The organism is Rhodopseudomonas sp. G2_2311 (assembly GCF_047501505.1).
Taxonomy (GTDB): domain Bacteria; phylum Pseudomonadota; class Alphaproteobacteria; order Rhizobiales; family Xanthobacteraceae; genus Rhodopseudomonas; species Rhodopseudomonas palustris_H.
The window spans coordinates 135,642-161,714 of the sequence record NZ_JAZDRK010000006.1 but is presented as its reverse complement, the minus strand read 5'-3'; the positions used below and the strand labels follow the sequence as shown (position 1 = coordinate 161,714).

At 65.6% G+C, this 26,073-nt stretch carries 26 protein-coding genes and 1 tRNA gene; 19 read left to right on the top strand and 8 right to left on the bottom strand.

Going from position 1 to position 26,073, the window contains the following annotated elements; translation table 11 throughout:
* The first annotated feature begins 604 nt into the window (after positions 1 to 604).
* On the top strand, positions 605 to 1,387 hold the full coding sequence (locus VRZ08_RS11755; protein ID WP_414532642.1) for a B12-binding domain-containing protein: 783 nt from the start codon (positions 605 to 607) through the stop codon (positions 1,385 to 1,387).
* A gap of 175 nt (positions 1,388 to 1,562) precedes the next feature.
* The gene (locus VRZ08_RS11750; RefSeq protein ID WP_414532641.1) at positions 1,563 to 2,648 is read left to right on the top strand and encodes a hypothetical protein; all 1,086 of its coding nucleotides are present in this window, start codon (positions 1,563 to 1,565) and stop codon (positions 2,646 to 2,648) included.
* A gap of 26 nt (positions 2,649 to 2,674) precedes the next feature.
* Here the strand turns inward: VRZ08_RS11750 and VRZ08_RS11745 are convergent, their stop codons facing one another.
* Both VRZ08_RS11745 and VRZ08_RS11740 read right to left on the bottom strand, forming a co-directional pair.
* The gene (locus tag VRZ08_RS11745) at positions 2,675 to 3,973 is read right to left on the bottom strand and encodes a RuBisCO large subunit C-terminal-like domain-containing protein (protein ID WP_414532640.1); all 1,299 of its coding nucleotides are present in this window, start codon (positions 3,971 to 3,973) and stop codon (positions 2,675 to 2,677) included.
* 107 nt (positions 3,974 to 4,080) lie between these two features.
* On the bottom strand, positions 4,081 to 4,503 hold the full coding sequence (locus tag VRZ08_RS11740) for a secondary thiamine-phosphate synthase enzyme YjbQ (protein ID WP_164636376.1): 423 nt from the start codon (positions 4,501 to 4,503) through the stop codon (positions 4,081 to 4,083).
* A 224-nt stretch (positions 4,504 to 4,727) separates the two neighbouring features.
* Here VRZ08_RS11740 and VRZ08_RS11735 point away from each other — a divergent pair, with 224 nt between their 5' ends.
* A complete protein-coding gene (locus tag VRZ08_RS11735; protein WP_414532639.1) occupies positions 4,728 to 6,665 on the top strand; it encodes an acyltransferase family protein in 1,938 nt (645 codons plus the stop codon).
* 274 nt (positions 6,666 to 6,939) lie between these two features.
* Here the strand turns inward: VRZ08_RS11735 and VRZ08_RS11730 are convergent.
* Positions 6,940 to 7,014, bottom strand: a tRNA-Gly gene (locus VRZ08_RS11730).
* A gap of 308 nt (positions 7,015 to 7,322) precedes the next feature.
* Here VRZ08_RS11730 and trxA point away from each other — a divergent pair.
* The 3 genes from trxA (at position 7,323) to VRZ08_RS11715 (ending at position 9,235) form a co-directional block, all read left to right on the top strand.
* Positions 7,323 to 8,243 (top strand): thioredoxin, encoded by a 921-nt coding sequence (gene trxA, locus VRZ08_RS11725; protein ID WP_414532638.1) that lies wholly within the window; start codon positions 7,323 to 7,325, stop codon positions 8,241 to 8,243.
* Positions 8,244 to 8,269: 26 nt separating this feature from the next.
* Positions 8,270 to 8,947 (top strand): LON peptidase substrate-binding domain-containing protein, encoded by a 678-nt coding sequence (locus VRZ08_RS11720; protein WP_107342517.1) that lies wholly within the window; start codon positions 8,270 to 8,272, stop codon positions 8,945 to 8,947.
* 90 nt (positions 8,948 to 9,037) lie between these two features.
* A complete protein-coding gene (locus tag VRZ08_RS11715; RefSeq protein WP_107342518.1) occupies positions 9,038 to 9,235 on the top strand; it encodes a Trm112 family protein in 198 nt (65 codons plus the stop codon).
* Here the strand turns inward: VRZ08_RS11715 and VRZ08_RS11710 are convergent.
* Both VRZ08_RS11710 and VRZ08_RS11705 read right to left on the bottom strand, forming a co-directional pair.
* The gene (locus VRZ08_RS11710) at positions 9,232 to 9,765 is read right to left on the bottom strand and encodes a DinB family protein (RefSeq protein ID WP_414532637.1); all 534 of its coding nucleotides are present in this window, start codon (positions 9,763 to 9,765) and stop codon (positions 9,232 to 9,234) included. The two genes, VRZ08_RS11715 and VRZ08_RS11710, sit on opposite strands and share 4 nt — an antisense overlap.
* Positions 9,766 to 9,858: 93 nt before the next feature.
* The gene (locus VRZ08_RS11705) at positions 9,859 to 11,220 is read right to left on the bottom strand and encodes a ubiquinone biosynthesis hydroxylase (RefSeq protein ID WP_414532636.1); all 1,362 of its coding nucleotides are present in this window, start codon (positions 11,218 to 11,220) and stop codon (positions 9,859 to 9,861) included.
* Between the two features lie 97 nt (positions 11,221 to 11,317).
* Here VRZ08_RS11705 and tesB point away from each other — a divergent pair, with 97 nt between their 5' ends.
* From tesB to VRZ08_RS11645, 12 genes are all read left to right on the top strand, one after another.
* Entirely contained in the window at positions 11,318 to 12,193 is an 876-nt protein-coding gene (gene tesB, locus VRZ08_RS11700) for an acyl-CoA thioesterase II (protein ID WP_107342521.1), read from the top strand.
* Positions 12,194 to 12,381: 188 nt separating this feature from the next.
* Positions 12,382 to 12,720, top strand: coding sequence for a P-II family nitrogen regulator (locus tag VRZ08_RS11695; RefSeq protein WP_011155840.1), 339 nt, complete (start codon positions 12,382 to 12,384; stop codon positions 12,718 to 12,720).
* 75 nt (positions 12,721 to 12,795) lie between these two features.
* A complete protein-coding gene (locus VRZ08_RS11690) occupies positions 12,796 to 14,127 on the top strand; it encodes an ammonium transporter (RefSeq protein WP_414532635.1) in 1,332 nt (443 codons plus the stop codon).
* A 309-nt stretch (positions 14,128 to 14,436) separates the two neighbouring features.
* A complete protein-coding gene (locus VRZ08_RS11685; protein ID WP_011155842.1) occupies positions 14,437 to 14,775 on the top strand; it encodes a P-II family nitrogen regulator in 339 nt (112 codons plus the stop codon).
* A gap of 37 nt (positions 14,776 to 14,812) precedes the next feature.
* Positions 14,813 to 16,255 carry an ammonium transporter gene (locus tag VRZ08_RS11680; protein WP_011155843.1) on the top strand — a complete coding sequence of 481 codons (1,443 nt, stop codon included), beginning with the start codon at positions 14,813 to 14,815 and terminating at the stop codon, positions 16,253 to 16,255.
* A 259-nt stretch (positions 16,256 to 16,514) separates the two neighbouring features.
* Positions 16,515 to 16,721, top strand: a complete 207-nt coding sequence (locus VRZ08_RS11675; protein WP_414532634.1) for a nucleotidyltransferase family protein — start codon at positions 16,515 to 16,517, stop codon at positions 16,719 to 16,721.
* Entirely contained in the window at positions 16,711 to 17,070 is a 360-nt protein-coding gene (locus VRZ08_RS11670; RefSeq protein WP_107353873.1) for a DUF86 domain-containing protein, read from the top strand. The genes VRZ08_RS11675 and VRZ08_RS11670 overlap by 11 nt, the downstream gene beginning before the upstream one ends.
* 122 nt (positions 17,071 to 17,192) lie before the next feature.
* Positions 17,193 to 18,419: an aminotransferase class I/II-fold pyridoxal phosphate-dependent enzyme gene (locus VRZ08_RS11665; RefSeq protein WP_414532633.1), complete on the top strand. Its 1,227-nt coding sequence runs from the start codon at positions 17,193 to 17,195 to the stop codon at positions 18,417 to 18,419.
* Positions 18,420 to 18,432: 13 nt separating this feature from the next.
* A complete protein-coding gene (locus VRZ08_RS11660; RefSeq protein WP_414532632.1) occupies positions 18,433 to 20,904 on the top strand; it encodes a DNA translocase FtsK in 2,472 nt (823 codons plus the stop codon).
* A gap of 17 nt (positions 20,905 to 20,921) precedes the next feature.
* Positions 20,922 to 21,866 carry an outer-membrane lipoprotein carrier protein LolA gene (locus VRZ08_RS11655; protein ID WP_414532631.1) on the top strand — a complete coding sequence of 315 codons (945 nt, stop codon included), beginning with the start codon at positions 20,922 to 20,924 and terminating at the stop codon, positions 21,864 to 21,866.
* A gap of 11 nt (positions 21,867 to 21,877) precedes the next feature.
* Entirely contained in the window at positions 21,878 to 22,474 is a 597-nt protein-coding gene (locus VRZ08_RS11650) for a class I SAM-dependent DNA methyltransferase (protein ID WP_414532630.1), read from the top strand.
* Between the two features lie 51 nt (positions 22,475 to 22,525).
* A complete protein-coding gene (locus VRZ08_RS11645; protein ID WP_414532629.1) occupies positions 22,526 to 23,338 on the top strand; it encodes an exodeoxyribonuclease III in 813 nt (270 codons plus the stop codon).
* A 60-nt stretch (positions 23,339 to 23,398) separates the two neighbouring features.
* Here the strand turns inward: VRZ08_RS11645 and VRZ08_RS11640 are convergent, their stop codons facing one another.
* Both VRZ08_RS11640 and VRZ08_RS11635 read right to left on the bottom strand, forming a co-directional pair.
* Entirely contained in the window at positions 23,399 to 23,848 is a 450-nt protein-coding gene (locus VRZ08_RS11640) for a cyclic nucleotide-binding domain-containing protein (RefSeq protein ID WP_414532628.1), read from the bottom strand.
* A gap of 39 nt (positions 23,849 to 23,887) precedes the next feature.
* On the bottom strand, positions 23,888 to 24,574 hold the full coding sequence (locus tag VRZ08_RS11635) for a response regulator transcription factor (RefSeq protein WP_011155851.1): 687 nt from the start codon (positions 24,572 to 24,574) through the stop codon (positions 23,888 to 23,890).
* Between the two features lie 164 nt (positions 24,575 to 24,738).
* Between VRZ08_RS11635 and VRZ08_RS11630 the strand changes: the two genes are divergently transcribed.
* Entirely contained in the window at positions 24,739 to 25,308 is a 570-nt protein-coding gene (locus VRZ08_RS11630) for a L,D-transpeptidase family protein (RefSeq protein ID WP_414532627.1), read from the top strand.
* A 67-nt stretch (positions 25,309 to 25,375) separates the two neighbouring features.
* Here the strand turns inward: VRZ08_RS11630 and VRZ08_RS11625 are convergent, their stop codons facing one another.
* Positions 25,376 to 26,035 carry a YggS family pyridoxal phosphate-dependent enzyme gene (locus VRZ08_RS11625; protein ID WP_414532626.1) on the bottom strand — a complete coding sequence of 220 codons (660 nt, stop codon included), beginning with the start codon at positions 26,033 to 26,035 and terminating at the stop codon, positions 25,376 to 25,378.
* Between the last annotated feature and the right edge of the window lie 38 nt (positions 26,036 to 26,073).

The window sequence follows — 26,073 nt, the reverse complement described above, 5'->3', positions numbered from 1 at the left end:
TCAGTAAAACACGATCCGTGGAATCAGTTTTGCTCCGATTCGCGCGGCTGTAAATATATAGAGAAGTCAGTACCGTCGCTCGGCCGATCGCAATGGGAGTAAGTGGGCTTCACTCCTTTGACGGAGCCCCGATCGAGCGGTGTTCGTTTACTAATTCCCGACACCTGACATACCGCTCGACCGATCTACCGTCATGCCGAAGTAACAGTCGGCGACGCCGCTGCCTCGCGGCTTCTGCAGTGGCACGCAGCTCGATCCTGATCATATGGCCGCCGACTGCCGCCCAGGTCTGGGGCGCACCTCGGCCGAGCAGACGCGTTCATGCGCCGCGACCCTATGCCGCTGGCCGTGCTGCGCTGCAGTCCGGCGCCGCCGCTTGATCGCGGCGGCAGATGCGAATGCTTCGTTTTGATCCAGAGCAAAGACGAGTCTCCGTTTCCGGGGCTCCCTTCGCACCGCGGCAACGGCGCTGCCGGCTTTTCGACGGGCCAACAGCCGCGCGAGGCGATCCAATCCCTGCTTCCCCTCGGCAGCGGCCACGGTCTCATCGCACTCGTTCAGCATTCTGTTTTTTGGTCGAGGGCAACCAGATCGAGTGCGTGCCGTGCATACTGAAAGCATTGTCTCGACTGTTATTCCGCATCTCGTCGTCAAGCACACCTCCGCCAAGACGCGCGTCGCGCAGGATCCGGCGGAAGCTCGCGCCGCGGAACTCGCCCGACTCCTGATCGCGCCGAACCTCGCCGACGCGTTCGACCTGATCGACAAATCGCTAGCGCGGGCTGCGTCGCCGACCGCGTTGTTCACCGGCCTGTTCGAACCGACCGCCCGCAGCCTCGGCAATCTGTGGAGCGAAGACGCCTGCAGCGAATTCGAAGTCACGATCGGCCTCTGCCATCTGCAGACGGCGATGCGCCGGATCAGCTTCGATCTGTTGTCAGCGCCGCTGGCGCGCTCGCAGCCGCGCAGCGTGCTGCTGGTGTCGCAACCCGGGGAGCCGCATTCGTTCTGTGCGGCACTGCATGCCGAGCTGCTGCGTCAGGCCGGTTGGAATACCGTGAGCGAATTCCCCGACACTGATCGCGCGCTGTCGGATCTGGTCGCCAACGGCTGGTTCGATGCCGTCAACATCTCGCTGTCGCCAGCGCTGCGCCGCGAGCACTGGCTGCCGCGGATGGCCGAGACCATCCGCAAGCTGCGCGCCGCGTCGCGCAACCCGGCGCTCGCAGTGGTCGCCAGCGGCCGCGTATTCGCCGAACGCAGCGACGCCGTTGCTCTCGTCGGCGCCGATGCCGCGACGATTTCGTCGGTGCAGATCGAGCGCTGCCTGATGCGCTCGTTGCTCAATCGCACCGCGCGTCCGGCGGCGAACTTCGCCTGGATCTGATCTTCGCCGCACCTTCCGTTCATCTCGCGGCCGCTTCGGATACCGAGGCGGCCGTTGCGTTGAGTCGCACCTGGCATCTGTGTTGGCCGGATTGCCAACTCGCCCGACTCGCGCCCCACCGCCATATTCCAATCGTGCGTCCGTGCTATCGGTGATGCCTTCAGAGGGGCTGGTCATGCAATCCGAAACGAAATCCTATCCGTTCGATCACCTGCCGATGATCGACTACGACGCCCACCCGGCCTATGGGCGCGTGATGTCGATGCCGATGCTCGGCGCGCGGCTGAAGGCGATCACGATTTTCGGTTACGGATTCTGTCTCACCACCGCGCAGCGGATGATCGACGTCGAGCACCTGCCGCGCCCCGCCGAGGCCGGCAACCGCTTCGTCACCACGCTGCGCAGCCTGCCGACCTATCTACGCCTGATCATGCTGCAGCGGCTTGGCCGGTTCAGCGCCGGCTCCGCCTACGCGCCGAAGACCGAACGCGGCACCGCGGTGTTCGCTTCGCTTGACCGCGACGGCTTTGCCGCCGTGCAGCTCGGTGCGGACAAAATCGTCGAACTGCGCAATCAGCTCGACGCCGCGTTCAAGATACTTGAACATCGCGTCGCGATTCCGGGCGATCCGGATTCGACCCGCGTGGTGCTCGATCCGGCTGCTGCTCCCGACCTTTACAAATGGTTCAACCAGATCGCCGCCGACGCCGGCCTGACCGAGGCTGCCAGCGGGTATCTGAAACGCCCGGTCGGCATCGGACGGATCGCCGCCGAACTGACCGAAGCGCCAAGCGGCGCGCTGTCGAGCCCGTTCGCCGATGTCAGCGTCGACGTCTCGCCATGCGACGGCTTCAAGGTCGACACCGGCTACAACGTGCTGAAGATGGTGGTGTATCTCGGCGAGACCGGCGCCGCGAACGGCCCGCTCACCTATGTGGCGGGCAGCAATCGTGCCGGCCGCCGGTTCTGGGACGCGATGATCCGCCGCGCCAATGATCTGTGCGGTCTGTCGTCGACGCTGCCGGCCGCGCGCGAGACGTTCTACGCGCTGCCGGCCGGCCTGCAGCGCAAGGCGACGTTCGGCACCGATCTCGTCGCCGACAGCAACTTCACAGCAGCCATCGCCGAGAACCAGGTTGCCGTGACCAGCAGCCAGGGCAATGCGGTGATCTACGATCCGGCCGGCATCCACCGCGACGGAGCGCCGAGCCAGGGACGGCGCAGCGCCGTGATCGTCACCTTCACCGAACTGCCCCGCTAAGGCGCGGACCAACGCGGCGGGAGCTATCAGCGCCCGCCGAAAGCTTTCAGCGCCGCCGCCAATTCAGGATGGCCGGCGGCGTGATCAGCTACCGGGATGCCGGCGGCGATCGCATCCCAGGCTTGCCTGATCGACGCCGCGCCCGCGGCCGGTCCCATCGGGTGGCCGAATACGCCGCGGCCGGGCACGAAGCCGAAATCCGCGCTGCCGACCTTGCGATACACAGTCTCCAGCGTCGCCGCAGAATCGCTGCCGCCTGGCACCGGCAGACACGGCTTGATCGGTCCCATCGGCTCCAGGCAGGCCCGGATGCAATCGAGCACCTCGTGCTCCGGCGTCATCATCCGCGGACCGAAGCCCGGCATGATCACGACGTCGAAACCAGCGAGCCGCTGCAGCCGCGTCATCACCCGCGAATGGATGCCGTAGTTCGCCAGCCGGCTGAACGCGGCGATAAAGGGAAAGTGGGCGATCAGCGGCACGGTGGCGTGCTTGCGCAGCATCCGCACTGCGGAGAGCCCAACCGGCATCGCGTTGACCAGCAGCGCGCCGGCTCCCTTGGCGACCGCGACGTCGTGCAGTTCGGTCAGCCGATCGACCTCGTCGGTGATGTTGGCGAGATAGATTTTCGGCACACCGGTTTCTGCCGAAGCCCGACGGCACGCATCGCCCAGTAGCGCGGCGCGCTCGGCCAGCGGACACCAATCGACATCCGCCAGCATCTCGTCGTCCTTGGCGATGTCGAGACCGCCGGTCCAGCTCTGATAGCCGAGCTCGGCGAAAGGCTGCGGCGGCAGGCCGATATTCGGCTTGATCACCCCGAAGAAGATCGGGCGATCGTAGGCCTGTAGTCGCTCACGCACACCAGCGATGCCGAAGCGCGGACCATCGAACGCCGCGAGATACGAATCCGGGAAGCGGATGTCCTGTAGCCGGATCAGCGGAATGCCGGGCGAGAAGAACACCCCCTCGCCGCACACTGCCGACAACAGATTTGGAATCTTGGCGCCGAAATTGCCGTGCGGATGCGCGATGGTGACGCGGCACGCATGCACCTCGCCGCGCGCGGCGCACTCGACCGGAACGCTGAATCCCGAAGGGCGCGGCTCGGCCGAGAGCTCCAGCACCTTGGCGGCGAAGCGCGGACGGAAATCTTCGTCGAACCCGACGCGGCGCCACTGGGCGGTCGACTGTTCGCTGCACAGATGCGCTGCCGCTTCGCGCGGATCGCCGGCGCATTCGAAGTCGAAATCCAGCTCGATGTATTGGTCGAGGTCGAGATCGGCGCGCTTGGCGTAGAAGCCTGCGATGTCGTCCGGCGTCATGGCTGAAGACCTGTTTGGTGATACCGCTGCGGTCATACGCGGGCGCGGCCCACGCATCTATCCGGAATACCCCGTTCTTTCGGCGGAGGCGCGGGCGCGACTAGCCCTTACCCGATGATCTGCAGCTCGACGCCGCGGCGCTCGCGCGGACCATCGAGCTCGATGAAGAACACCGATTGCCATTCGCCGAGCACCATGGCGCCATGCGCCACCGGGATCGTCTCCGACGAATTCATGAACAGACCGATCAGATGCGAGTGCGCGTTGTCGCGGCCGTCGACCGGGTCAAGATTGTGCAGATAGTCGCCGTCGCGCGGCGCGAAGCGCTTCAGAAACGTCAGCATGTCGCGCTCGAGCTTCTCCTCGCGCTCGTTGACGTTGATCCGCGCGGTGGTGTGCAGGCAGCTCACCGTGACCAGACCATCCTTGATGCCGCTGGCGGTGACGAAGCGGCGGACCTGATCGGTGATGTCGATCAGCTGGATCGGCGCGGTCGTGGCGAGTTCGATGCGGTGACGTTGAATCTGCATGGCGACGTCCTGACTGGAACCACCCGAGTGTTAGCCCGGTGCCCGCGCCCGGGCAACGCAAGCCGTTGCCGCATGCGCGACCTGCGATCCGGTCGCAACCTGGCACGACCGTAACTTGACAGTGCGGGAGGGCTTCGCGATGACGCGCTGCTTGCATCCCTGCGTGTTGACGGAGCCCGCAGCGCCCAGTTCGACCTTTTCGCTTCTCAGGACAACGATTCCCGATGAGACCGGCCTATCGCAGCGATATCGATGGCCTGCGCGCGATCGCGGTGCTGCTGGTGGTTGGGTTCCACGCCTTTCCGGCGGAGGTCCGTGGCGGCTTCATCGGCGTCGACGTCTTTTTCGTCATCTCCGGTTTCCTGATCACGTCGATCATCTGCCAGGCGCTCGACCGCGGCGACTTCAGCTTCGCGACGTTCTACGCCCGCCGCATCAACAGGATCTTCCCTGCCCTGCTGCTGGTGCTGGCGGCCTGCGCGATCGGCGGCTGGTTCCTGCTGTTTCCGGTCGATTATCGCGACGCCGGCAAAGCGATCGGCTTCGGCGCAGCATTCCTCGCCAACATCGCACTACTGCATGACGCCGGCTACTTCGACACCGCCTCCGAGCTGAACCCGCTGCTACATCTGTGGTCGCTCGGCGTCGAGGAGCAGTTCTATCTGCTGTGGCCGCCGGTTATCATTCTGGCGTGGCGCTGGAGGAACGGCGCCGTGGTGGCCGCAGTGGCGATCCTGCTGGCTTCGTTCGTCACCAATCTGCTGCTGACACCTGTCCATCAGTCCGCCGCGTTCTATCTGCCGGTGACGCGGTTCTGGGAGCTGATGACCGGCTGCCTTCTGGCGATCGCCACGGCGAACCGCGCGGCGCCATTCGCGCGGCACGCCGTCACGCTGCGCACCATCGGGGCGATCACCGGCCTCGCGCTGATTGCTGCCGGTGCGGCCTTGATCGACCGCAGCCGCGCTTTTCCGGGCTGGTGGGCGGTGCTGCCGGTGCTCGGCGCCGCGCTACTGATCGGCACAGGCCCTAGCACCTGGGTCGGGCGGTGGCTGCTCGGCAATCGCGCCATGGTTTATGTCGGGCTGATCAGCTACCCGCTATATCTGTGGCACTGGCCGGTGCTGGCCGCGATCCGGATCGTGCGGCTCGGCGAGGAGCCGCCGCCGCTGATGAAGCTGATCGCGGTCGTGGTGGCGTTCGGGCTCGCCGATTTCACTTACCGGTTTGTCGAGCCGAAGATTCGCTATCGGCCGACCCGCGCCAAGACCGCCGGCGCTTTCGCCGGCGTCGCGCTGGTCGGACTTCTCGGTGCAGGTATCTACTTGGCGAGCGGCTTTCCGGCACGCTTCAGCCCCAGCGTGCAGCTCGTCACCCGCGATCATCAGGCCGAGGCGATGCCGGCGTATCGGCTGAAGAGCTGCTTCCTCGGCTCGGGCTCGACCTTCGCGCGCGAGTGCGATGACGCCGCAATGCCCGGTGTGCCGAGGATCACACTGTGGGGCGATTCCCATGCCGCGCATCTCTATCCCGGGCTGCGCGCCTTGCAGGAGACCGAGGGCGGCTTTGTGTTGTCGCAATACACCACCGCGGGGTGTCCGCCGATCTTCGGCTACGTCAGCGTTCAAACACCGGGCTGCACCGCCGCCAACGCCAATGCGCGCGAGCGGCTGAAAGAGATCAAGCCGGACACGGTGATCCTGGTGGCGCGGCAGTGGCACGACTACGATGGCGCCGACCGCGATCCCGCGGCGATCGACGCCATGATCAAGGCGACGCTCGCTGAACTGCGCAGCATCGGCGTCAGGCGGATCGTCGTGGTGGGGAAATTTCCGAGCTGGCGAACGCCGCCGAAGCGTATTTTGGCGCAGGCCTACCGGTCCGAGGCCGCCGGCCTGATCTCCGCGTCCGAGATACCGACGCGCGACGGCCCGCCACGGCTGGATCGCTCGGAAGCCGAAGCCAATGAACGGCTGCGCGCTTTCTTCGCCGCGCAAGGCGTCGAGTTCATTTCGCCGACGCCGGTCTATTGCAACGACCACGGCTGCCTGCTCGCGGTGCCCGGCAGCGGCACCCCGGTGACGTTCGACGGCAGCCACCTGACGATCGCGTCGTCGCAGTATTTCGTCAGGCAGATCGCGAAAGAGCTGGTCGGCCGCTGAGTGTTTAGGTCAGAAAGCTGCCGCGCGAGCACGGGCGGGAAGCGTCGGTCGCCGAAGGATCGCGCGTCACTACCCTGATCACGATCGCCAACGGTGCAGCGGGCTCGCGCGGTGTCATCCCGTGCGGGGCCCGATTTCGTTGCGGCGATCTAAAGTTCAGGACGAGCGTCGGGCGAATCACAAGTCTGCTCGGCGCTTTGCGCGCGCGGACAACTACCGTCACGACAAGCGGATCGATAGACTGGAAAAGCAATCGCCTGATTTGACGGATCTCTGGAGCGGGCGAAGGGATTCGAACCCTCGACCCCAACCTTGGCAAGGTTGTGCTCTACCCCTGAGCTACACCCGCATCCGAGAAACGGCGCGCCGTGGGCACGACCGTGGGCAGTCGTATGCCAAATGCCGCGAGCGATTGCAACAGCCGTTCGACATTTCATGTGCCGGCTTTTTGCGGATCGATGACCGCGTGAGAGATTTTGCCTCAAATGCGACCGAGCGCGGGGGCGAGGCGCGTCAGCCGGCGCAATATCCACCCGGTCGGGCTGGCTGACGGGATGCCGGCGCAGACCCGGTTCCCGTTGCAAATCGAACTTCCTGCGCCATCTAGAGCGGGGGCCGTGCTAAAACGGCGAACCGACGGACAACAGCGAGGACGACGTGACGATTTTGGAGCAGGGCAGCGGTGCGGCGCCTCAAGCAGCCGCCGATCTGATCAAGGACACCACGACCCAGACCTTCGTCCGCGATGTGATCGAGGAATCCAAGCGCCAGCCGGTTCTGATCGACTTCTGGGCGCAGTGGTGCGGTCCGTGCAAACAGCTCACCCCGATCCTGGAAAAGGCGGTTCGGGCCGCGAACGGCAAGGTCAAGCTGGTCAAGATGAACATCGACGAGCATCCGTCGATTCCCGGCCAGATGGGCATTCAGTCGATTCCGGCGGTCATTGCCTTCGTGGACGGCCGTCCGGCCGACGGCTTCATGGGTGCGGTGCCGGAGAGCCAGGTCAACGCCTTCATCGAGAAACTGACCGCCGGCATGCCGGGCGGTGCGCCGACCGCCGCCGAGCTTCTGCAGGAAGCAGAGGCGGTGCTGGCGGAGGGCGATGTCCAGACCGCGGCCTCGATCTATGCCGAAGTGCTGCGGGCCGACGGCACCAACATCCAGGCGATCGCCGGACTGGCCCGCTGCTATATGCAGACCGGCGCCACCGAACAGGCCAAGAAGACGCTCGGGTTGGTGCCCGAGGCCAAGCGCGAGGATGCCTCCGTCAAGGCCGTGCAGGCGATGATCGATCTTGCCGAACAGGCACAGTCGCTCGGCCCGATTGCCGAACTCGAACAGAAGGTCGCAGCCGATCCGCTCGACCATCAGGCGCGATTTGATCTGGCGATCGCGCTGAACGCCGCCGACCGGCGCGAGGATGCCACCACGCACCTGCTCGACATCGTCAAGCGCGACCGTAAATGGAACGACGACGGCGCCCGTAAGCAGCTGGTGCAGTTCTTCGACGCCTGGGGACCGACCGACGACGCCACCGTCGAAGGCCGCAAGCGGCTGTCGACGATTCTGTTCTCGTAATCGAAATTCAAAGCGCGGAGCCGGCGATGCCGATCAATGCCGCCTATCGCGGGCCAGCCGATCTTCCCGAAGTCATTCCAGTGTTTCCGCTGGCGGGAGCGCTGCTGCTGCCGCGCGGCCAGATGCCGCTGAATATCTTCGAGCCACGCTATCTGGCGATGATCGACGATGCCCTGCGCGACGGCCATCGGCTGATCGGCATGATTCAGCCGGATACGGCACATTCATCCGAGACCGCCGAGAAGCCGTCGCTGTTCAACGTCGGCTGCGTCGGGCGAATCACCCAGCTCGCCGAATCCGGCGATGGCCGCTACATCCTCGAACTGACCGGCGTTTCGCGCTTCAAGGTGGTCGAGGAGCTGGAGGTGCTGACGCCGTACCGGCAGTGCAAGGTCGACTATTTCCCGTTCGTCGACGATTTTACCGCTCGGAAGGGCGAGGATGAGGTCGATCGGGAGACCCTGCTGTCGGTACTGACCGACTTTCTCAAGGCCAACAACCTCAAGGTCGATTGGGACGGCGTCGAAAGCGCGCCGAACGAAGCCCTGGTCAACGCACTGGCGATGATGTCGCCCTATGGGCCGGCGGAGAAGCAGGCGCTCTTAGAGGCTCCCGACCTCAAGACCCGCGCCGAAATCCTGATCGCCGTGACCGAGATGGACCTCGCCAAGAAGCGCACCAGCGGCGACCCGCCGCTGCAGTGACGACACAGCAATTTGCGCGGGCGCGTTGACGGCGCCGCGCTGCTGTCCGATCAAGCCCGATGCGAGCCCGTTGTTCTGGAGCCTGAAGCTATGACCATTTCGCCGTCCGAGCGGCCCGACACCGTCGACCGCAAGCTGCTCGACATCCTGGTCTGTCCGGTCACCAAGGGACCGCTTGAGTTCGACGCCGCCCGCCAGGAGCTGATCTCGCGAGGCGCCAAGCTGGCCTACCCGATCCGAGACGGTATTCCGATCATGCTTCCGGAAGAGGCACGTCGACTCGACTAACGACCCGCCGCGAGTGCGGCGAGATCCGGCGCCGTCACCCCGCGCTGAAATGCCAGCAGATCCAGCGTCGGCGGCTCGGCTCCGGTCAGGATCGACAGGCAGGCGTGGGCCTGGCCGCGGTGGTGCGTCTGGTGATTGAAGACGTGACTGAGAATCTCGGCGCGCGGCTGATGGAAGGATTTGCTTGAGGTCGTCGCGTAATCGACCATTCCGGCCAACGCCGCAGCGTCGTGGCCGTCGATCATCTCGATGATGCGCTCGTCCTCCGCGACACGGGCACCCGCCAGCGCACGAAGGTCGTCGAACAAGATCTCATCAAGGCGGGTTGGCGCCTCGCCCGCGCCGGTCAGTCGCTTCAGCCAGATACGGTCGGCCACCAGCACATGGTTGAGCGTGCCGTGCAGGCTGCCGAAGAACACACCGACGCTGCGGCGGTAGACGTCATCGGGCAGCGCCAACGCGGCCTGATAGAGCCGGGCGTTTGCCCAGCGGTTGTAGGCCGCGAGTTGTGCGAAATGGCGTCCATCCATGCCCTGATTCCCTCTCGGCAGCACCGTAGCCAGGAGGCTCGTGCGGCACGGCTGAGATATTTCAGCTTTTTGCAACGCGCGAAGGGCGCCGACTTACAGCGCCTCGCCCTTCAGCAGCCGCGGCGTCTCGCCGGTGAGGCCGGCAGCCTGACGGATGAAGGCGCCTTTCAGAGGCGGCAGGCGGTCGACCAGACCGAGGCCGATGTCGCGAATCCCGCGCAGCAGCGGCGAGTTGTTGGAGAACAGGAAGTTGAGCCCGTTGGTGGCGACGCCCATCGCCATGGTGTCGAACCGCCGCCAGCGCTGATAGCCCTCCAACACGTCGACCTGACCGGGATCGATTCCGAGCCGCGCCGCATCGACCACCACCTCGGCCAGAGCCGCGACGTCGCGCAGGCCCATATTGAGGCCCTGCCCGGCGATCGGATGGATCACGTGCGCAGCGTCGCCGATCAGTGCGAGCCGCGGCGCGATGAACGACTGCGCGACGAAATAGCCGAGCGGAAACGACTTCGGCTTATCGAGCGGCTTGACGTCGCCGAGCCGCAGCCCGAACCGCTTTTCCAGCTCGCGCTGGAATTCCTTCTCCGGCAGCGCGACGATCCGCTCGGCATCGCGGCGGCTCTCGCTCCACACCAGCGACGAGCGCCGGCCGGTGAGCGGCAGGATCGCGAACGGACCGGCGGGCAGGAAGTGTTCTTCGGCGCAGCCATTGTGGTCGCGCTCGTGCTCGACCGTGACGACGATGCCCGACTGGTCGTAATCCCAGCCATAGGTGGCGATGCCGGCACGCTGGCGCAGTCTCGACTTGGCGCCGTCGGCGGCGACCAGCAGGCTGGCATCGAGCACGCTGCCGTCGCCGAGCGTCACGCCGATCGCTTCGGTGCGGGCGTCGTAGGAGGTGACCGGGGTGGCGCGCAGCTCGACGCCTTCGGCCTCGGCGCGCTTGGCCAGCGCTTCGACCAGATATTTGTTCTCGACCATGTGGGCGAACGGCTCGCCAGGCTGCACTTCGCCCGCGAACGTCAGAAACACCGGCCTGGTCGCATCTTCGAGATGGCTGTCGGTGACGATCATGTCGACGATCGGCTGCGCGGTCGGCACCACCTCGTCCCAAACTCCGAGCGCCTCGAACAGCCGCCGGCACGCCGCGACGATCGCGGTGGCGCGCGGGTCGCGGCTCGGTCGCAGCGCGAGCGCCGGATCGGCGACGATCACCGGCACCTCGGGCCCGAGCCCCTGGCGCAGCGCCAGTGCCAGCGCCAAGCCGGCGAACGCCCCGCCCCCAATCACAATGCTTCGCGGTGCCGTCATATTTCTCACTCTCGCGCCATGATCCTTGCGCCCGGATCGGAGCTGGGCGAAACAGGTTTCAAGGACCAACCCGCTGTTGCTGGGGCGGTTTCTAACAGACAACGCCGGCGGTGGGAAATCACCTGCATGGCCGCGCGGCATTCCGCCCTGGTCGCTGTTGCGGCGGGCCAACTTGTTGTTTCGACGCTTTGTTGCGCGTTGTCCCGCCTCGCCCAAACGCCCTGAAGGAGCTCGACCGGTGTCCAAGAGCCTGATCGATCTGATCTCGATTCTCGATCTCGAACCGCTCGAGGTGAATCTGTTCCGCGGCACCAGCCCGAAGACCAGCTGGCAGCGGGTGTTCGGCGGCCAGGTCATCGGCCAGGCGATGGTCGCCGGCTGCCGAACCGTCGAGAACCGGCTGCCGCATTCGCTGCATTGCTACTTCATCCTGCCGGGCGACCCGCAGGTGCCGATCATCTACCAGGTCGAGCGGCTCCGCGACGGCCGCAGCTACACCACCCGCCGGGTCACGGCGATCCAGCACGGCAACGCGATCTTCTCGCTGATGATGTCGTTCCACGACGACGAGCCGACCAACTTCGACCACCAGGACAAGATGCCAGACGTGCCGCCGCCCGAAGCGCTGTCGGCCGAGGAGATCATCAAGCAGCCGTTCTTCAAAGAGATGCCGGACTTCATCAAACGCTATTACGAGAGCGACCGGCCGATCGAGCTGCGCCCCGTCGAGCTGTCGCGCTATTTCGGCCAGAAGATCGATGACGGCCGCATCCACGTCTGGATCAAGACCGCTGCCAAGCTGCCGGACGATCCGGCGCTGCACATGTGCGCGCTGGCCTACGCGTCGGACTTCTCGCTGCTGGACGCGGTGATGGCACGCTACGGCCGCACTTTGTTCGACAAGCGGATGATGCCGGCCAGCCTCGACCACGCGATGTGGTTTCACCGCCCGTTCCGCGCCGACGAATGGCTGCTATACGCGCAGGACTCGCCGTCGGCGCAAGGCGGCCGCGGCCTGACCCGCGGCCAGATCTTCAAGACCGACGGCACCCTGGTAGCCTCCGTCGCTCAGGAAGGCTCAGTGCGCGAACGCCGCGAGGCGCCCAAGGGCTGACCGCCGCTCCGGCGCTGCGGCCGGCCCCTCGGCTGCCAGCAATGACGACCTCTGGCAGTCAGCCTTCTCGCTGAGCAGTCAATCAGCTTATTTTCTGCGCGCCTTGCCGCTAAACCCGGCATATACACGGGACCGGAGCACCGCTGCGGCGGTGTCAAATGGCTTTGCGCGAATGAGGGGGCTAACGCATGAAACTGGTCGTCGCCATCATCAAACCTTTCAAGCTGGACGAGGTCCGCCAAGCGCTGACCGAGATCGGCGTTCACGGCATGACCGTCACCGAGGTCAAGGGCTACGGCCGCCAGCGCGGCCATACCGAGATCTATCGTGGTGCCGAGTACATCGTGAATTTCCTGCCCAAGCTGCGGATCGAGATCGCGGTCGATTCCGCGCTCGCCGACAAGGCGGTCGAAGTGATCACCCGCGGCGCCCGCACCGGCCAAATCGGTGACGGCAAGATCTTCGTCACGCCGATCGACCGCGCGCTGCGGATCCGCACCGGCGAGACCGACGTCGACGCGCTGTAAGCCGGCCTTCGACAGCCATTTCCCAACCCCGCGGAGCCGGGGGGCGCCGCGCACAGTTCCAACAGGACGGGCATCATGACCTTGTTGCTACGCCGCGCGGCGTCGGCCGCGACGGGCTACATCCTTGCAACACTCGGCCTTGCGGCAGCCGGCATGACGCCGGCGCTGGCGCAGGGGACGGCCACGGCGGCGCCGGGTATCAGCCCGGCCGACACCGCCTGGATGACGGTCGCGACCGCCTTCGTGCTGATGATGACCATCCCCGGCCTGGCGCTGTTCTACTCCGGCATGGTGCGCAAGAAGAACGTACTGGCCACGATGGCGCAGAGCCTCGCGGCCGTGGCGTTGATTTCGATCCTGTGGGTGGCGTTCGGCTATTCGCTGGCCTTCACCGGCGGCGGCAGCCTGATCGGCTCGTTCGACCGCATCTTCCTGGCCGGCATGACCATGGACAGCGTCAATCCGGCGGCCAAGACCATCCCGGAAGCGCTGTTCATGCTCTACCAGATGACGTTTGCGGTCATCACGGTGGCGCTGGTGGCCGGCTCGGTCGCCGACCGGATGCGGTTTTCCGCCTACCTGTTGTTCTCGATCGGCTGGTTCATCTTCGTCTATGTGCCGCTGGCGCATTGGATCTGGGGCGGCGGCTTCCTGGGCGCGATGGGCGTGCTCGATTTCGCCGGCGGCCTGGTGGTGCATCTGTCGGCCGGCACCGGGGGCCTGGTGGCTGCGCTCGTGATCGGCCGCCGCCACGGCTACGGCATGGAAAACCTGTCGCCGTTCGACCTGTCGCTCGCCGTCATCGGCACCGGCCTGTTGTGGGTCGGCTGGTTCGGCTTCAATGGCGGCTCCGCCCTAGCGGCTGATTCCCGCGCGGTGTTCGCCATCACCGCCACCCACCTCGCCGCCTGCTCGGGCGCGCTGACGTGGGGTGCGATCGAATGGATGGCGCGGCGTAAGCCGTCGGTGCTCGGTATGATCTCCGGCGCCGTCGCCGGTCTCGGCACCATCACGCCGGCGTCGGGCTATGTCGAACCCTGGCATGGCGTGGTGATCGGTATCGTGGCGGGCCTAATCTGCTACTGGGCTTGCACTTGGCTGAAGCACAAGCTGCGCTACGACGACTCGCTCGACGTATTCGGCGTCCACGGCATCGGCGGTCTCACCGGGACCTTCCTTGCCGGCATCTTCGCCACCGCCTCGATCGGCGGCGTCTCGGGCGCCCTCGAGGGCTCCTGGATGCAGCCGCTGACCCAGCTTGCCGGTATCTTGGTCACCTTCGTCTGGTCCGGCGTGGCCACTTATGTGCTGCTGAAGGCTGTCAGCCTGTTCGTCGCGCTCCGCGTCTCCCGCGAGCACGAGATCGAGGGCCTGGATATTTCGCAGCATGGCGAGGCGCTGCAATAAGCCAGCGCCCGACTTTAGACTAAGCGGTATGCCCTTCGGTTGGGCAATCATTGTGTCCGCAAGCTGGCATGCCTGATTTTTGATCAGGTATGCCCACCTGTTGAGCGCGACCGAATAGCGCAGCTGGTGCTCCAGTGCCGCACCGCGAAAAAGGCGCTGATTCCGAAACGATTCCAAAGCCCCGCCCGACTGGCACGGCATTTGATTCTAAGGGGCCGGCTGTGCCCGCGTAGTGATGCTCCGCGTGGGGATTTTCAGTCGAGATCATTTCCCGGCCAGTTCGGTCGGGACCTAGCGGGGATAGGACCCATGAAAATTGTTATGGCGATCATTAAGCCATTCAAACTCGAAGAAGTCCGTGACGCCCTGACCGCCATCGGCGTTCACGGTTTGACGGTGACGGAAGTGAAGGGATACGGCCGCCAGAAAGGCCACACGGAGATCTACCGCGGCGCTGAATACGCGGTGAGCTTCCTGCCCAAGATCAAGATCGAGGTCGCGATTGCCAACGAGCAGGTCGAGAAGACCATCGAGGCGATCACCAGCGCCGCCAAGACCGGCCAGATCGGCGACGGCAAGATCTTCGTCATCGGCCTCGACCACGCCGTGCGCATCCGCACCGGCGAGGCCGATGCGGCCGCCCTCTGATCCCCTCACCTTCATTGCTTCACTCAGGAGACGACAAATGACGTTCAAACGTCCCTACGGCGCGGGACTGGCGGTCCTTGCGGCCGGCATGTTCGCCGCAACCGCGGCCTACGCCGAGCCAACGGTCAACAAGGGCGACAACGCCTGGATGCTCACCTCGACGGTGCTGGTGCTGTTGATGACCATCCCGGGCCTGGCGCTGTTCTACGGCGGTCTGGTCCGCTCCAAGAACATGCTCTCGGTGCTGGCGCAGGTATTCTACACCGTGTGTATCGCCTGCATCATCTGGGCGCTGTACGGCTACAGCCTCGCCTTCACCGGCGGTTCGGACTTCATCGGCGGCTTCTCCAAGGCGTTCCTCGCCGGCGTGACCACCGACTCCAAGGCCGCGACCTTCTCGGTCGACGCCAATATCTCGGAGCTGGTGTACGTCTGCTTCCAGATGACCTTCTGCGCGATCACTCCCGCGCTGATCGTCGGCGCCTTCGCTGAACGCACCCGGTTCGCCGCCGTGGCGCTGTTCATCCCGCTGTGGATCACCCTGATCTACCTGCCGATGGCCCACATGGTCTGGTACTGGGCCGGTCCGGACGCGATCAACGACGCCGCCAAGGCGCTCGCTGCCGCTGCCGACGAAGCCGCAAAGACCGCCGCGCAGGCCAAGCTCGACGAAGTCAACGCCGACTCCGGCTTCCTGTTCAAGAAGGGCGCGATCGACTTCGCGGGCGGCACCGTGGTGCACATCAACGCCGGTATCGCCGGCCTGGTGGGCGCCCTGCTGGTCGGCCGTCGCACCGGCTACGGCAAGGAGCTGATGGCTCCGCACTCGCTGACCATGACCATGATCGGCGCCTCGCTGCTCTGGGTCGGCTGGTTCGGCTTCAACGCCGGTTCGAACCTCGAAGCTTCGGGCGGCGCTGCGCTCGCCATGACCAACTCCTTCGTCGCGACTGCGGCGGCGGCGCTGTCGTGGATGTTCGCCGAGTGGATCTTCAAGGGTCATCCGTCGGTGCTCGGTGCGCTGTCGGGCGCCGTCGCCGGTCTGGTCGCGGTCACCCCGGCCGCCGGCTTCTCCGGCCCGATGGGCGCGATCGTGCTCGGCCTGGTGGTCGGCGTGGTCTGCCTGTTCTTCTGCACCGTGGTGAAGAACGCGCTGAAGTATGACGACTCGCTCGACGTGTTCGGCGTCCACGCGGTCGGCGGCATCGTCGGCGCGATCGGCACCGGCATCCTGGTGAACCCGGCTCTCGGCGGCACCGGCGTGTACGACTACGTGGCCGGCAAGGTCGGCGACTACGACATGACCACCCAGCTGATCTCGCAGTGCTGGGGCGTCGGCACCACCGTGCTGCTGTCCGGCATCGGCTCGGCGATCCTCTACAAGGTCGTCGACGTGATCGTCGGTCTGCGGGCCCCGGTGGAAGTCGAACGCGAAGGCCTCGACCTCGTCGAGCACACCGAGCGCGCTTACAACATGTAAGTTCTCCCGAGGGCGCGGCGTTCTCCAGACCGCCGCGCCCAGACCTACGGTTCGGGCAACTACCCGGCAATGTCCGAACCGTCGAGGGGTCCCAGCGCAAGCTGGGGCCCCTTTCTTTATGGAGCGCGGCCCGCAAGGCTTCGGACCCGAAACCTGCTATACTGCGTCCATGGACCGCTGCACCGCACTTGAGATCTTGAGAAACTCGGAGGCCCCGCTACGTGCGCGTGGTGTCCGGCGGGCTGCCCTGTTTGGATCGATGGCGCGTGGTACCAACCTTCCGGACAGCGATATCGATGTGCTGATCGAGATCGATCCGACGGCTCGCATCACCGTGTTCGACTACGTGGAGCTGAAGGATTACATCGCAGGCCTATTCGACCATCCGGTCGACGTCGTGAACCGCGACCAGCTCAAGCCGTCCATTGCGCCGAGCGCCGCGCAAGATGCCATCTATGCGTTCTGACGCATCGGCGGTCGCACTAAGCGACATCCAGCATCATATCGAACTCGCGATCGCGTTCAGCCGCGGCCTGACCGAGACGGAATTCAAGAACGATCTGCGAACCGTGTACGCGGTCACGCGCTGCCTCGAGATCATCTCCGAGGCGTCCCGCCGCGTGTCTGACGACATCAAGAACCGGCACAGCTCGATCCCTTGGAAGCAGATTGCAGGATCCGGCAACGTCTACCGGCACGATTACGAGGACGTGGCCGCGCAGATGATCTGGGAAACCGTCCACCGTGCTCTGCCCGCGCTGAAAGCAATGGTGGCGGAAGAGCTTGCCCGCCGCGACGAGCAGCGGCCGCAGTGAAGGCTGTGTTGCCGCCCGTCGATGGTTAATCGCGTCTTAACCTCGCCGTATCTATGGTGGCTGATCTGTTTCCGCTCGATCCACCACGGCGATCAGGTGCGGTGAAAACTGGCGTATTTCGAATGGCTTTGTCCGCTTCCACCACACCGGCGCGTGCGGCCGGCAGCGTCGACGCTACCGGGCAGAGCGAGCGCTCGCCGTTCGCGCGGCTGACCGAACTGCTGGCGCCGTATCAGCCGGGCCAAAGCCTGATCAATCTGTCGGTCGGGGAACCGCAGCATCCGGTGCCGGATTTCGTCGGCGCCGTGCTGGCGCGGCATACGGCCGAGTTTGGCCGCTATCCGCTCGCCAAAGGCATCGAGCCGTTCCGCAAAGCCGCATCCGCCTGGCTGACCAAGCGCTTTGCGCTCGGTCGCGCGCCTGATCCCGAGACCGAAGTGCTGGTGCTGAACGGCAGCCGCGAAGGGCTGTTTCTCGCCGCGATCGCGGCCGCGCGCTACGTGCCGAAGCGCGACGGCACGCCGGCGATCCTGATGCCCAACCCGTTCTATCCGGCCTATGCGGCCGGCGCGCGCGCCGCCGGCTGCGAGGCGGTGTTCCTCCCGACCACACTCGCCAACGGCTTCCTGCCGGATCTCGATCGGCTCGACGAGGCCACGCTGAAACGAACGGTGGCGATCTATCTGGCTTCACCGGCGAACCCGCAGGGCTCGGTCGCCTCGCGCGATTACTTCGTGCGGCTGAAGCAGCTCGCCGACCGCTATGGCTTCATGATCCTCAGCGACGAGTGCTACTCGGAGATCTACACCCAGGTCGCGCCCGGCAGTGCGCTGCAGGTCACAGGTCGGGATTTCCGCAACGTCGTCGTGTTCCAATCGCTGTCGAAGCGATCGAATTTGGCCGGCATGCGGGTCGGCTTCGTCGCCGGCGATAAGGACTTTCTCAAAGCCTATCACGAGCTGCGCAACGTCGCGGGGCCGCAGGTGCCAATCCCGCTGCAGCATGTCGCAGTCGCCGCGTACTCCGATGAAGCGCATGTCGAGGAGAACCGGCGGCTGTATGGGCTGAAGTTCGATCTCGCCGATCAAATCCTCGGGGCCCGTTACGGTTATCAGCGGCCCGCCGGCGGCTTCTGCCTGTGGCTCGACGTCTCCGCTCATGGCGGCGACGAGGCCGCGGCGGTGAGCCTGTTCAAGGACGGCGGCGTCCGCGTGGTGCCGGGCAGCTATCTGGCCCGACAGCAGAACGACGGCAGCAATCCCGGCGCCGGCTATATCCGCGTCGCGATGGTGCAGGACAGCGAAACCACCGCAGAGGCGCTGCATCGCCTGGTGCGGATTCTCGGATGATGCGCAGGGCCCCATGAGCATGCCGGCGATCGAACGAGCCTTTCCTCTGGTCGGACACCTGCCGCCCTCGGTGCGCGAGGTGCTGACGCGGCGGCTGCGCGAGCTCGCCGGCTTCGGCCTCATCGCGATCGCCGCGGTGGCGGCGGCTGCGCTCGCGACCTGGTCGGTGCAGGACCCCAGCCTCAGCCACGCCACCTCGCGGCGCATCCATAATCTGCTCGGCTACCCCGGCGCGATCGGCGCCGATCTGGCGATGCAGATCCTCGGCCTCGGTGCGATCGGACTGTTGATGCCGGTCGCGGTGTGGGGCTGGCGGATGCTCAATCACCGCCCCTTCGACCGCACCGCCCTGCGGATGGGCGCCTGGTTCCTGTGCACGATCTTCGCCGCCGGCTTCGCCTCGTCGTTTCCGCATGACACCGCGTGGCCGCTGCCGACCGGACTCGGCGGCGTGGTCGGCGACGCGCTGGTGCGGGCGCCGTCGCTGGTGTTCGGTCCCGGCCTGATCTTCCGCGTCATCCTCAGCTTCATCCTCGGCGCCGCGGTGCTGGCGACGTTCCTGATCGCAGGCGGTTTCGGGTCGCGCGAGCGCGAACCCGACGAGGTGGCGTCCGATGAGGATCTGCCGCTCGAAGACGAAGAAGAATCCGACCGCGGCTCGGTGTCGCTCGGCTGGCTGGTACACGCGATGCTGAGTGCAAAGGCCCGGCTGTGGCGGCTGGCGAAGCTGTCCTATCAGGGCCTCGTCAGCAGTGCACCCGCGGCCGGCAAGCAGGGTTTCGAACGGCAGGAGCCGCGGCTCGGCGGTCGCGCCGCGCCGCCGATCGCCCCGGACGTCGATCACCACGACGACTACGAACCCGAGCCGGTCGACGAGATCGAAGACGAGGACGACGAAGAGGAGGAAGCTCCTCCGGTCGCCCGCGCGCCGCGCAAGAAGGCGGCGCCGAAGCCGGCCGCCAAGAAGGCGCGGTTCGACCTGCCCTCGGTTAACGTTCTATCTGCCCCGAAGGCCTCGGATCGGCAGCCGCTCAGCAAGTCCGAGCTCGAAGCCAATTCGCGCGCGCTGGAAGGCGTGCTGCAGGACTTCGGCGTCCGCGGCGAGATCATCAAGGCGAGCCCGGGCCCGGTGGTCACGCTGTACGAGCTGGAGCCGGCCCCCGGCATCAAATCGTCGCGCGTGATCGGCCTCGCCGACGATATCGCCCGCTCGATGAGCGCGCTGTCGGCGCGCGTCGCGGTGGTGCCCGGCCGCAATGCGATCGGCATCGAACTGCCCAACGCGCATCGCGAGAAGGTTTACTTACGCGAACTGCTCAGCGTGAAGGACACCAACGAGACCGTGCACAAGCTGCCGCTGTGCCTCGGCAAGAACATCGGCGGCGAGTCGATCATCGTCGACCTCGCCCGCATGCCGCATCTGCTGATCGCAGGTACCACCGGCTCGGGTAAGTCGGTCGCGATCAACACCATGATCCTCAGCCTGGTGTACCGGCTGCGGCCGGATCAATGCCGGCTGATCATGGTCGATCCGAAGATGCTCGAACTCTCCGTCTATGACGGCATCCCGCATCTGCTGACGCCCGTCGTCACCGATCCGAAGAAGGCGGTGGTGGCGCTGAAGTGGGCGGTGCGCGAGATGGAAGAGCGCTACAAGCGCATGGCCAAGCTCGGCGTCCGCAACATCGACGGCTACAACACCCGCCTCGGCGAAGCCAAAGCCAAGGGCGAAGAGCTGACCCGCACGGTGCATACCGGTTTCGACAAGGAGACCGGCAAAGCGATCTATGAGGAAGAGAAGCTCGACCTCGAACCGCTGCCCTACATCGTCATCATCGTCGACGAAATGGCCGACCTGATGATGGTGGCCGGCAAGGACATCGAAGGCGCGGTGCAGCGCCTTGCCCAGATGGCGCGCGCCGCCGGTCTGCACGTGATCCTCGCCACGCAGCGCCCGTCGGTCGACGTCATCACCGGTACCATCAAGGCCAACTTCCCGACCCGCATTTCCTTCCAGGTGACGTCGAAGATCGACAGCCGCACCATCCTGGGCGAGATGGGCGCCGAGCAGCTGCTCGGCCAGGGCGACATGCTGTACATGGCGGGCGGCGGCCGCATCAGCCGCGTGCACGGCCCGTTCGTGTCGGATGAAGAAGTCGAAAAGGTCGTCAAACACCTCAAGGCGCAGGGCGCGCCCGAATATCTTGAGGCGGTCACGGCCGAAGAGCCGAGCGAAGAAGACGGCGCGGTGTTCGACGCCACCGGCATGGGCGGCGATGGCGGCGGCGATCTATTCCAGCAGGCGGTGGCGATCGTCAAACGCGACCGCAAGGCCTCGACCAGCTATATTCAGCGCCGGCTGCAGATCGGCTACAACCGCGCCGCGTCGCTGATGGAGCGGATGGAGCTCGAAGGCATCGTCGGCCAGGCCAACCACGCCGGCAAACGCGAGATCCTGGTCGCCGAAGAGGATTCCAACTTTTGAGGCGCGGGATCAGGGTCATGCAGGGAGCCGACATGGGGTCGCGAAATCGCCACAGCGCCCCTGTAGCGGCAGACCAGCACCGCGGCGACGCCGTCACGGCCGTGCAGGACATGAGCTTGATCAAACGATTCAACGACTTGATGCCGAATTGGACGACCGCGCCCCGGCTGCGGCAGCTTTGCGCAGCCGCCGCTGCGGTCATGATCGTCGGCGCCGCGATTCAGCCGTCGGCGGCCGAACCGGTGCCGGCCCCGAAGCCGTCGCCGCGCGCGACCCAGCTCAGCGCGGCCGAACCGAAGCAGCGCGCCCCGCAAGCCCCCGCCCAGCCGCCGGTCGCCAAGCTGACCACCCCGCCCGAGCCGGTGATTCCCGATCCGCGGCGCAACGTGCCGGCCTCGATCTTCACCACCTTCGATGCCGCTCAGAAGGCGGAAGCCGCCAAGGCCAGCACGTATCTGTCGTCGCTGCAGACCTTGGTCGGCCAGTTCGTCCAGGTCGGGCCGGACGGCAGCAAGCTCACCGGCGATTTCTACATCATGAAGCCCGGCCGGGTGCGGTTCGAGTATGATGACCCGAGCCCAATCTCGATGATCGCCGACGGCCAGTCGGTGGTGGTGCGTGATCGCAAGCTCGCGACCCAGGACGTCTATCCGCTGTCGCAGACGCCGCTGCGCTATCTGCTCAGCGACCGGCTCGATCTGCTCCGCGACACCAACGTCGTCAGCATCACCTCCGACGATCTGTATTCGAACATCATCATCGAAGAGAAGAACGCCGTCATCGGCACCAGCCGCTTGCTGCTGATGTTCGGCACCAAGGACGGTCAGCTCAAGCAATGGACCGTCACCGATCCGCAGGGCTACGACACCACCGTGGCGGTGTACAATCTCGACACCACGAGGCGCCCTGATCCGTCGATGTTCAAGATCGACTACACCAATTACGGCACTCCGCCCGGTTAGTCGTCCAAACCATGACCGCGGATGCGATCATCGGTCTTTACACACGACACGCACAGCAATGGGATCGTGAACGCGGCCGGACGCTGCTCGAGCGCGCCTGGCTCGAACAGTTTCGCCATTGCGCCGGCGATGGCGCCGCCGTCTTGGACCTCGGTTGCGGCTCGGGCGAACCGATCGCCCGGTTCTTGATCGCAGCGGGGCATGGTGTAACCGGGCTGGATTCTTCACCCGGCTTGATCGAGCTGGCCCAGCGGCGCTTTCCGGATCAGCATTGGGTCGTGGGCGATATGCGGCGCGCCGATCTGAAGCGCCTGTTCGGCGGCATCCTCGCTTGGGACAGTTTCTTTCATCTGTCGCCCAACGATCAGCGCGCGATGTTCGCGGTGTTTCGTGCGCATGCGGCCCCCGGCGCAGCGCTGATGTTCACCTCAGGTCCGGCTGAAGGCGTCGCGACCGGCTCGTACCAGGGCGAGCCGCTGTATCATGCAAGCCTTGCTCCGGCCGAATATCGGCGGTTGCTCGCCCGGCATGGGTTCACGGTCGTAGCCCACCGCGCCAATGATCCAGATTGCTGCGGTCATACCGTGTGGCTGGCGAAATCCGGTTGAAGCCTCCTACCCAGGCTTGCCCCCCTGGCTGCGATCCGCTAGGTCGCGCAGATGCGTCTCACGCTCACGACTTGGAACATCAACTCGGTGCGGCTTCGCATCGAGCTGGTGGCGAAATTCCTCAAAGCCCAGCGTCCGGACATCCTGTGCCTGCAGGAGACGAAGTGTCCGGACGATGCGTTTCCGCTGAAGCGGTTCAAGCGCCTCGGCTACGAGCACATCGCGCTGAACGGACAGAAGGGCTACCACGGCGTCGCGGTGATTTCGAAACTGCCGTTTGCCGCCACCGACATCCGCACCTTCTGCGACATCATCGACAGCCGCCACATCTCGGTCTCGGTGAAGACCGACGAGACCGCGCCGCCGCTGGTGCTGCACAATTTCTACGTTCCGGCCGGCGGTGACATTCCAGATCCGGCCGTGAATCCCAAGTTCAAGCACAAGCTGTCGTTTCTCGACGAGATGAAAGCCTGCGAGCCGCTGCATCCATCCGGTGATCAGCGGCACATCCTGGTCGGCGACCTCAACGTCGCGCCGCACGAGCACGATGTCTGGTCGCACAAACAGCTTCTGAAAGTCGTGTCGCACACACCGGTCGAATGCGACAAGCTGCTCGCGGTGCTGCGCGCCGGCAACTGGGTCGACGTCGCGCGCGATCGCATCCCGCTCGATCAGAAGGTCTATACGTGGTGGAGCTATCGGGCTGCCGATTGGACCGTCGGTGACCGCGGCCGGCGGCTCGACCACATCTGGGTGTCGGAAGCGCTGAAGGACCGCGTCATCGACTTCAAAATCCTGCGCGATGCGCGCAGCTGGGAGCGGCCGAGCGACCACGTCCCAGTCACGATGACGATGGAGCTGTAGTTAGTTGCTTCGCCGCGCGGCCGTCGCGCGGCCCCAGCAATCCAGTTCGCAGCGAAGTCGCTACGACGTCAGCTTGCTGCCGACCATGACGATGTCGTTGGCAACCTGAGTGGTGCGGGCGGCGAATTCGTCGCGCAGCCGCAGCGCTGCGCCGGGATCGCTTTCGAGCACCCGCTGAAACAGGCTGCGGGCGATCCGGATCGCCGAGGAATATTCCAGCGCCACCGCGGTGGTCGGGCGCCGCATCGGCATCACCAGAGCGAGTTCGCCGATCAGGTCGCCCGGCCGCGCCACCATCTCGTGCAGGCCGCCGTCTTCCTTTGTGATCTGAAACGCGCCGCGCTGAACCACATAGCCGGCATCGGCAGGCTCGCCGGCATTGAACATCACGTCGCCGCGCGCGAAGTCGCGCTGTTCGGAGCCGATCGCCAGCATCCGCAGCGCCTGCTCGCCGAGCAGACGCAGCGTCGGAACGCGCGCGAGCAGGGCAACATCATCTTCGATCGACATGCGGGACCGGGAAACGAGTGAATCGGCCCCTTATTGGTATCACGGCACGAGTTTGTAGCCACCGGCCTCGGTGACCAGAATCTCCGGATTCGCCGCGTCACGCTCGATCTTTTGGCGGAGACGGTAGATGTGAGTCTCGAGCGTGTGGGTGGTGACGCCGGAATTGTAGCCCCACACCTCCTGCAGCAAGGTTTCGCGCGACACCGGCGCCTGTCCGGCGCGGTACAGGAAGCGCAGGATCGCGGTTTCCTTCTCGGTCAGCCGGACCTTCTTGGCGTTGGCGCCGGTCAGCATCTTCGAGCCGGGGCGGAACGAATACGGCCCGACCGTGAACACCGCGTCCTCGCTGGCTTCGTGCTGGCGAAGCTGGGCGCGGATCCGCGCCAACAGCACCGCGAACCGGAACGGCTTGGCCACATAGTCGTTGGCGCCGCTTTCCAGGCCCAGAATGGTGTCCGAGTCGGTGTCGTGGCCGGTCAGCATGATGATCGGCGCCTTGAAGCCGCCCTTGCGCAAGCTGCGCACCACTTCGCGGCCATCGGTATCGGGCAAGCCGACATCCATCAGCACCAGATCGGGCGACAGCGCTTTGGCGGTCTGCACGCCCTTGGCACCGGTGTCGACCGCGGAAGCCTCGAACTCTTCGTGCAGCGACAGCTGCTCGACCAGCGCGTCGCGCAGATCATTGTCGTCGTCCACGATCAGGATCTTGCGGGCGTTCGGCATCGGCGCTGTCCTTCCGTCGTCTGGCGGCGCGGCTCTCATGGGGGCGCGCACGCAAATCACGCGCGATTGTATCGCAGATCAGCAGATAGGGAGCGATTCCGCGGAATTTAACTGCGGCCACCTAAATTTGCCGCCATGATGCCTGCGGCAAACTTCCTCGACGCATGAAAAAGACAGCCAGATCAGCACCTTCGCGAAAATCGCCGCAGACCGGGCCGTTGCTTCGGCTGATCGTGCGCAGGGCTGCCGGCGAGCTTAGCCGCGGCTGGCTGATCGCCGGTGGGCTGACCATCCCGGTGGCGCTGGGTCGCGGCGGCATTCTGGCCAATAAGCGCGAAGGCGACGGCGGCACCCCGCGCGGCACATTCCGCCCGCTGCGGCTGTGGTGGCGTGCCGACCGCGGCCCACGCCCCCGTACCCATCTGCCGATCCGCATCATCAGTCCTGACGATGCCTGGTGCGAAGACCCGGCAAGCCGGCACTACAACCGGCCGATCCACCGATCACCGGCCGGCGAAGGCGACCGCCTGATGCGCGACGATCATCTCTACGACCTGATCGTCGTGATCGACCACAACACCCGGCCGCGCATCGCCGGCCGCGGCAGTGCGGTGTTTCTGCATCTGGCCCGCGATAATTTCGGCCCGACCGCCGGCTGTGTGGCGATGACCCGCCCGAACCTCACACGCCTGCTGGCCCGGCTCGGCCCCAACACGAAGATCGTGATCGGGTAGCCGCACCACCGTCATCGCGCGGCGAGCGGGCAGATCGGTCTTCGACGATGCCGTGCAAGTCGCGACGTCAGCGATGCCCGAAGATCGCCGACCCTACTCGCACATGGGTGGCGCCGAATTGGATCGCGGTGGCGAAGTCGGCGCTCATGCCCATCGACAGCTTCGCAAGTCCATTGCGCTTGGCGATCTTGGCGCACAGCGCAAAATGCGGCGCCGGAGCTTCATCGACCGGCGGGATACACATCAGCCCGCCGATCGTGAGCCCCCAACGCTCGCGGCAGGCGACCAAAAAGGCGTCGGCATCCTGCGGTGCAATGCCGGCCTTCTGCGGCTCCTCGCCGGTGTTGATCTGAACGAACAGTTCGACCTTTCGGCCAGCCTGCGGCAGCACCTTGCTCAGAGCTTCGCACAGGCTGTCGCGGTCCACCGAGTGGATCGCATCGAACAACGCGACCGCGTCTTTGGCCTTGTTGGACTGCAGCGGCCCAATCAGATGCAATTCGGTGCCAGGGTATTGTTCGACCAACGCCGGCCATTTGCCCTTGGCTTCCTGGACACGATTTTCCCCAAACACCCGCTGGCCGGCTGACAGCACCGGGCGGATCGCGTCCGCCTCGAAGGTTTTCGACACCGCGATCAGCGCCACCTCGCTGCGCTCGCGCCGTGCATCCTTGCAAGCATTGACGATTTCGGCCTCGACCGCGGCCAGATTGTCGGCGGCGCTCATCGGCTCGAAGCTCCAGATGACAGTGGGCGGCGGATGAC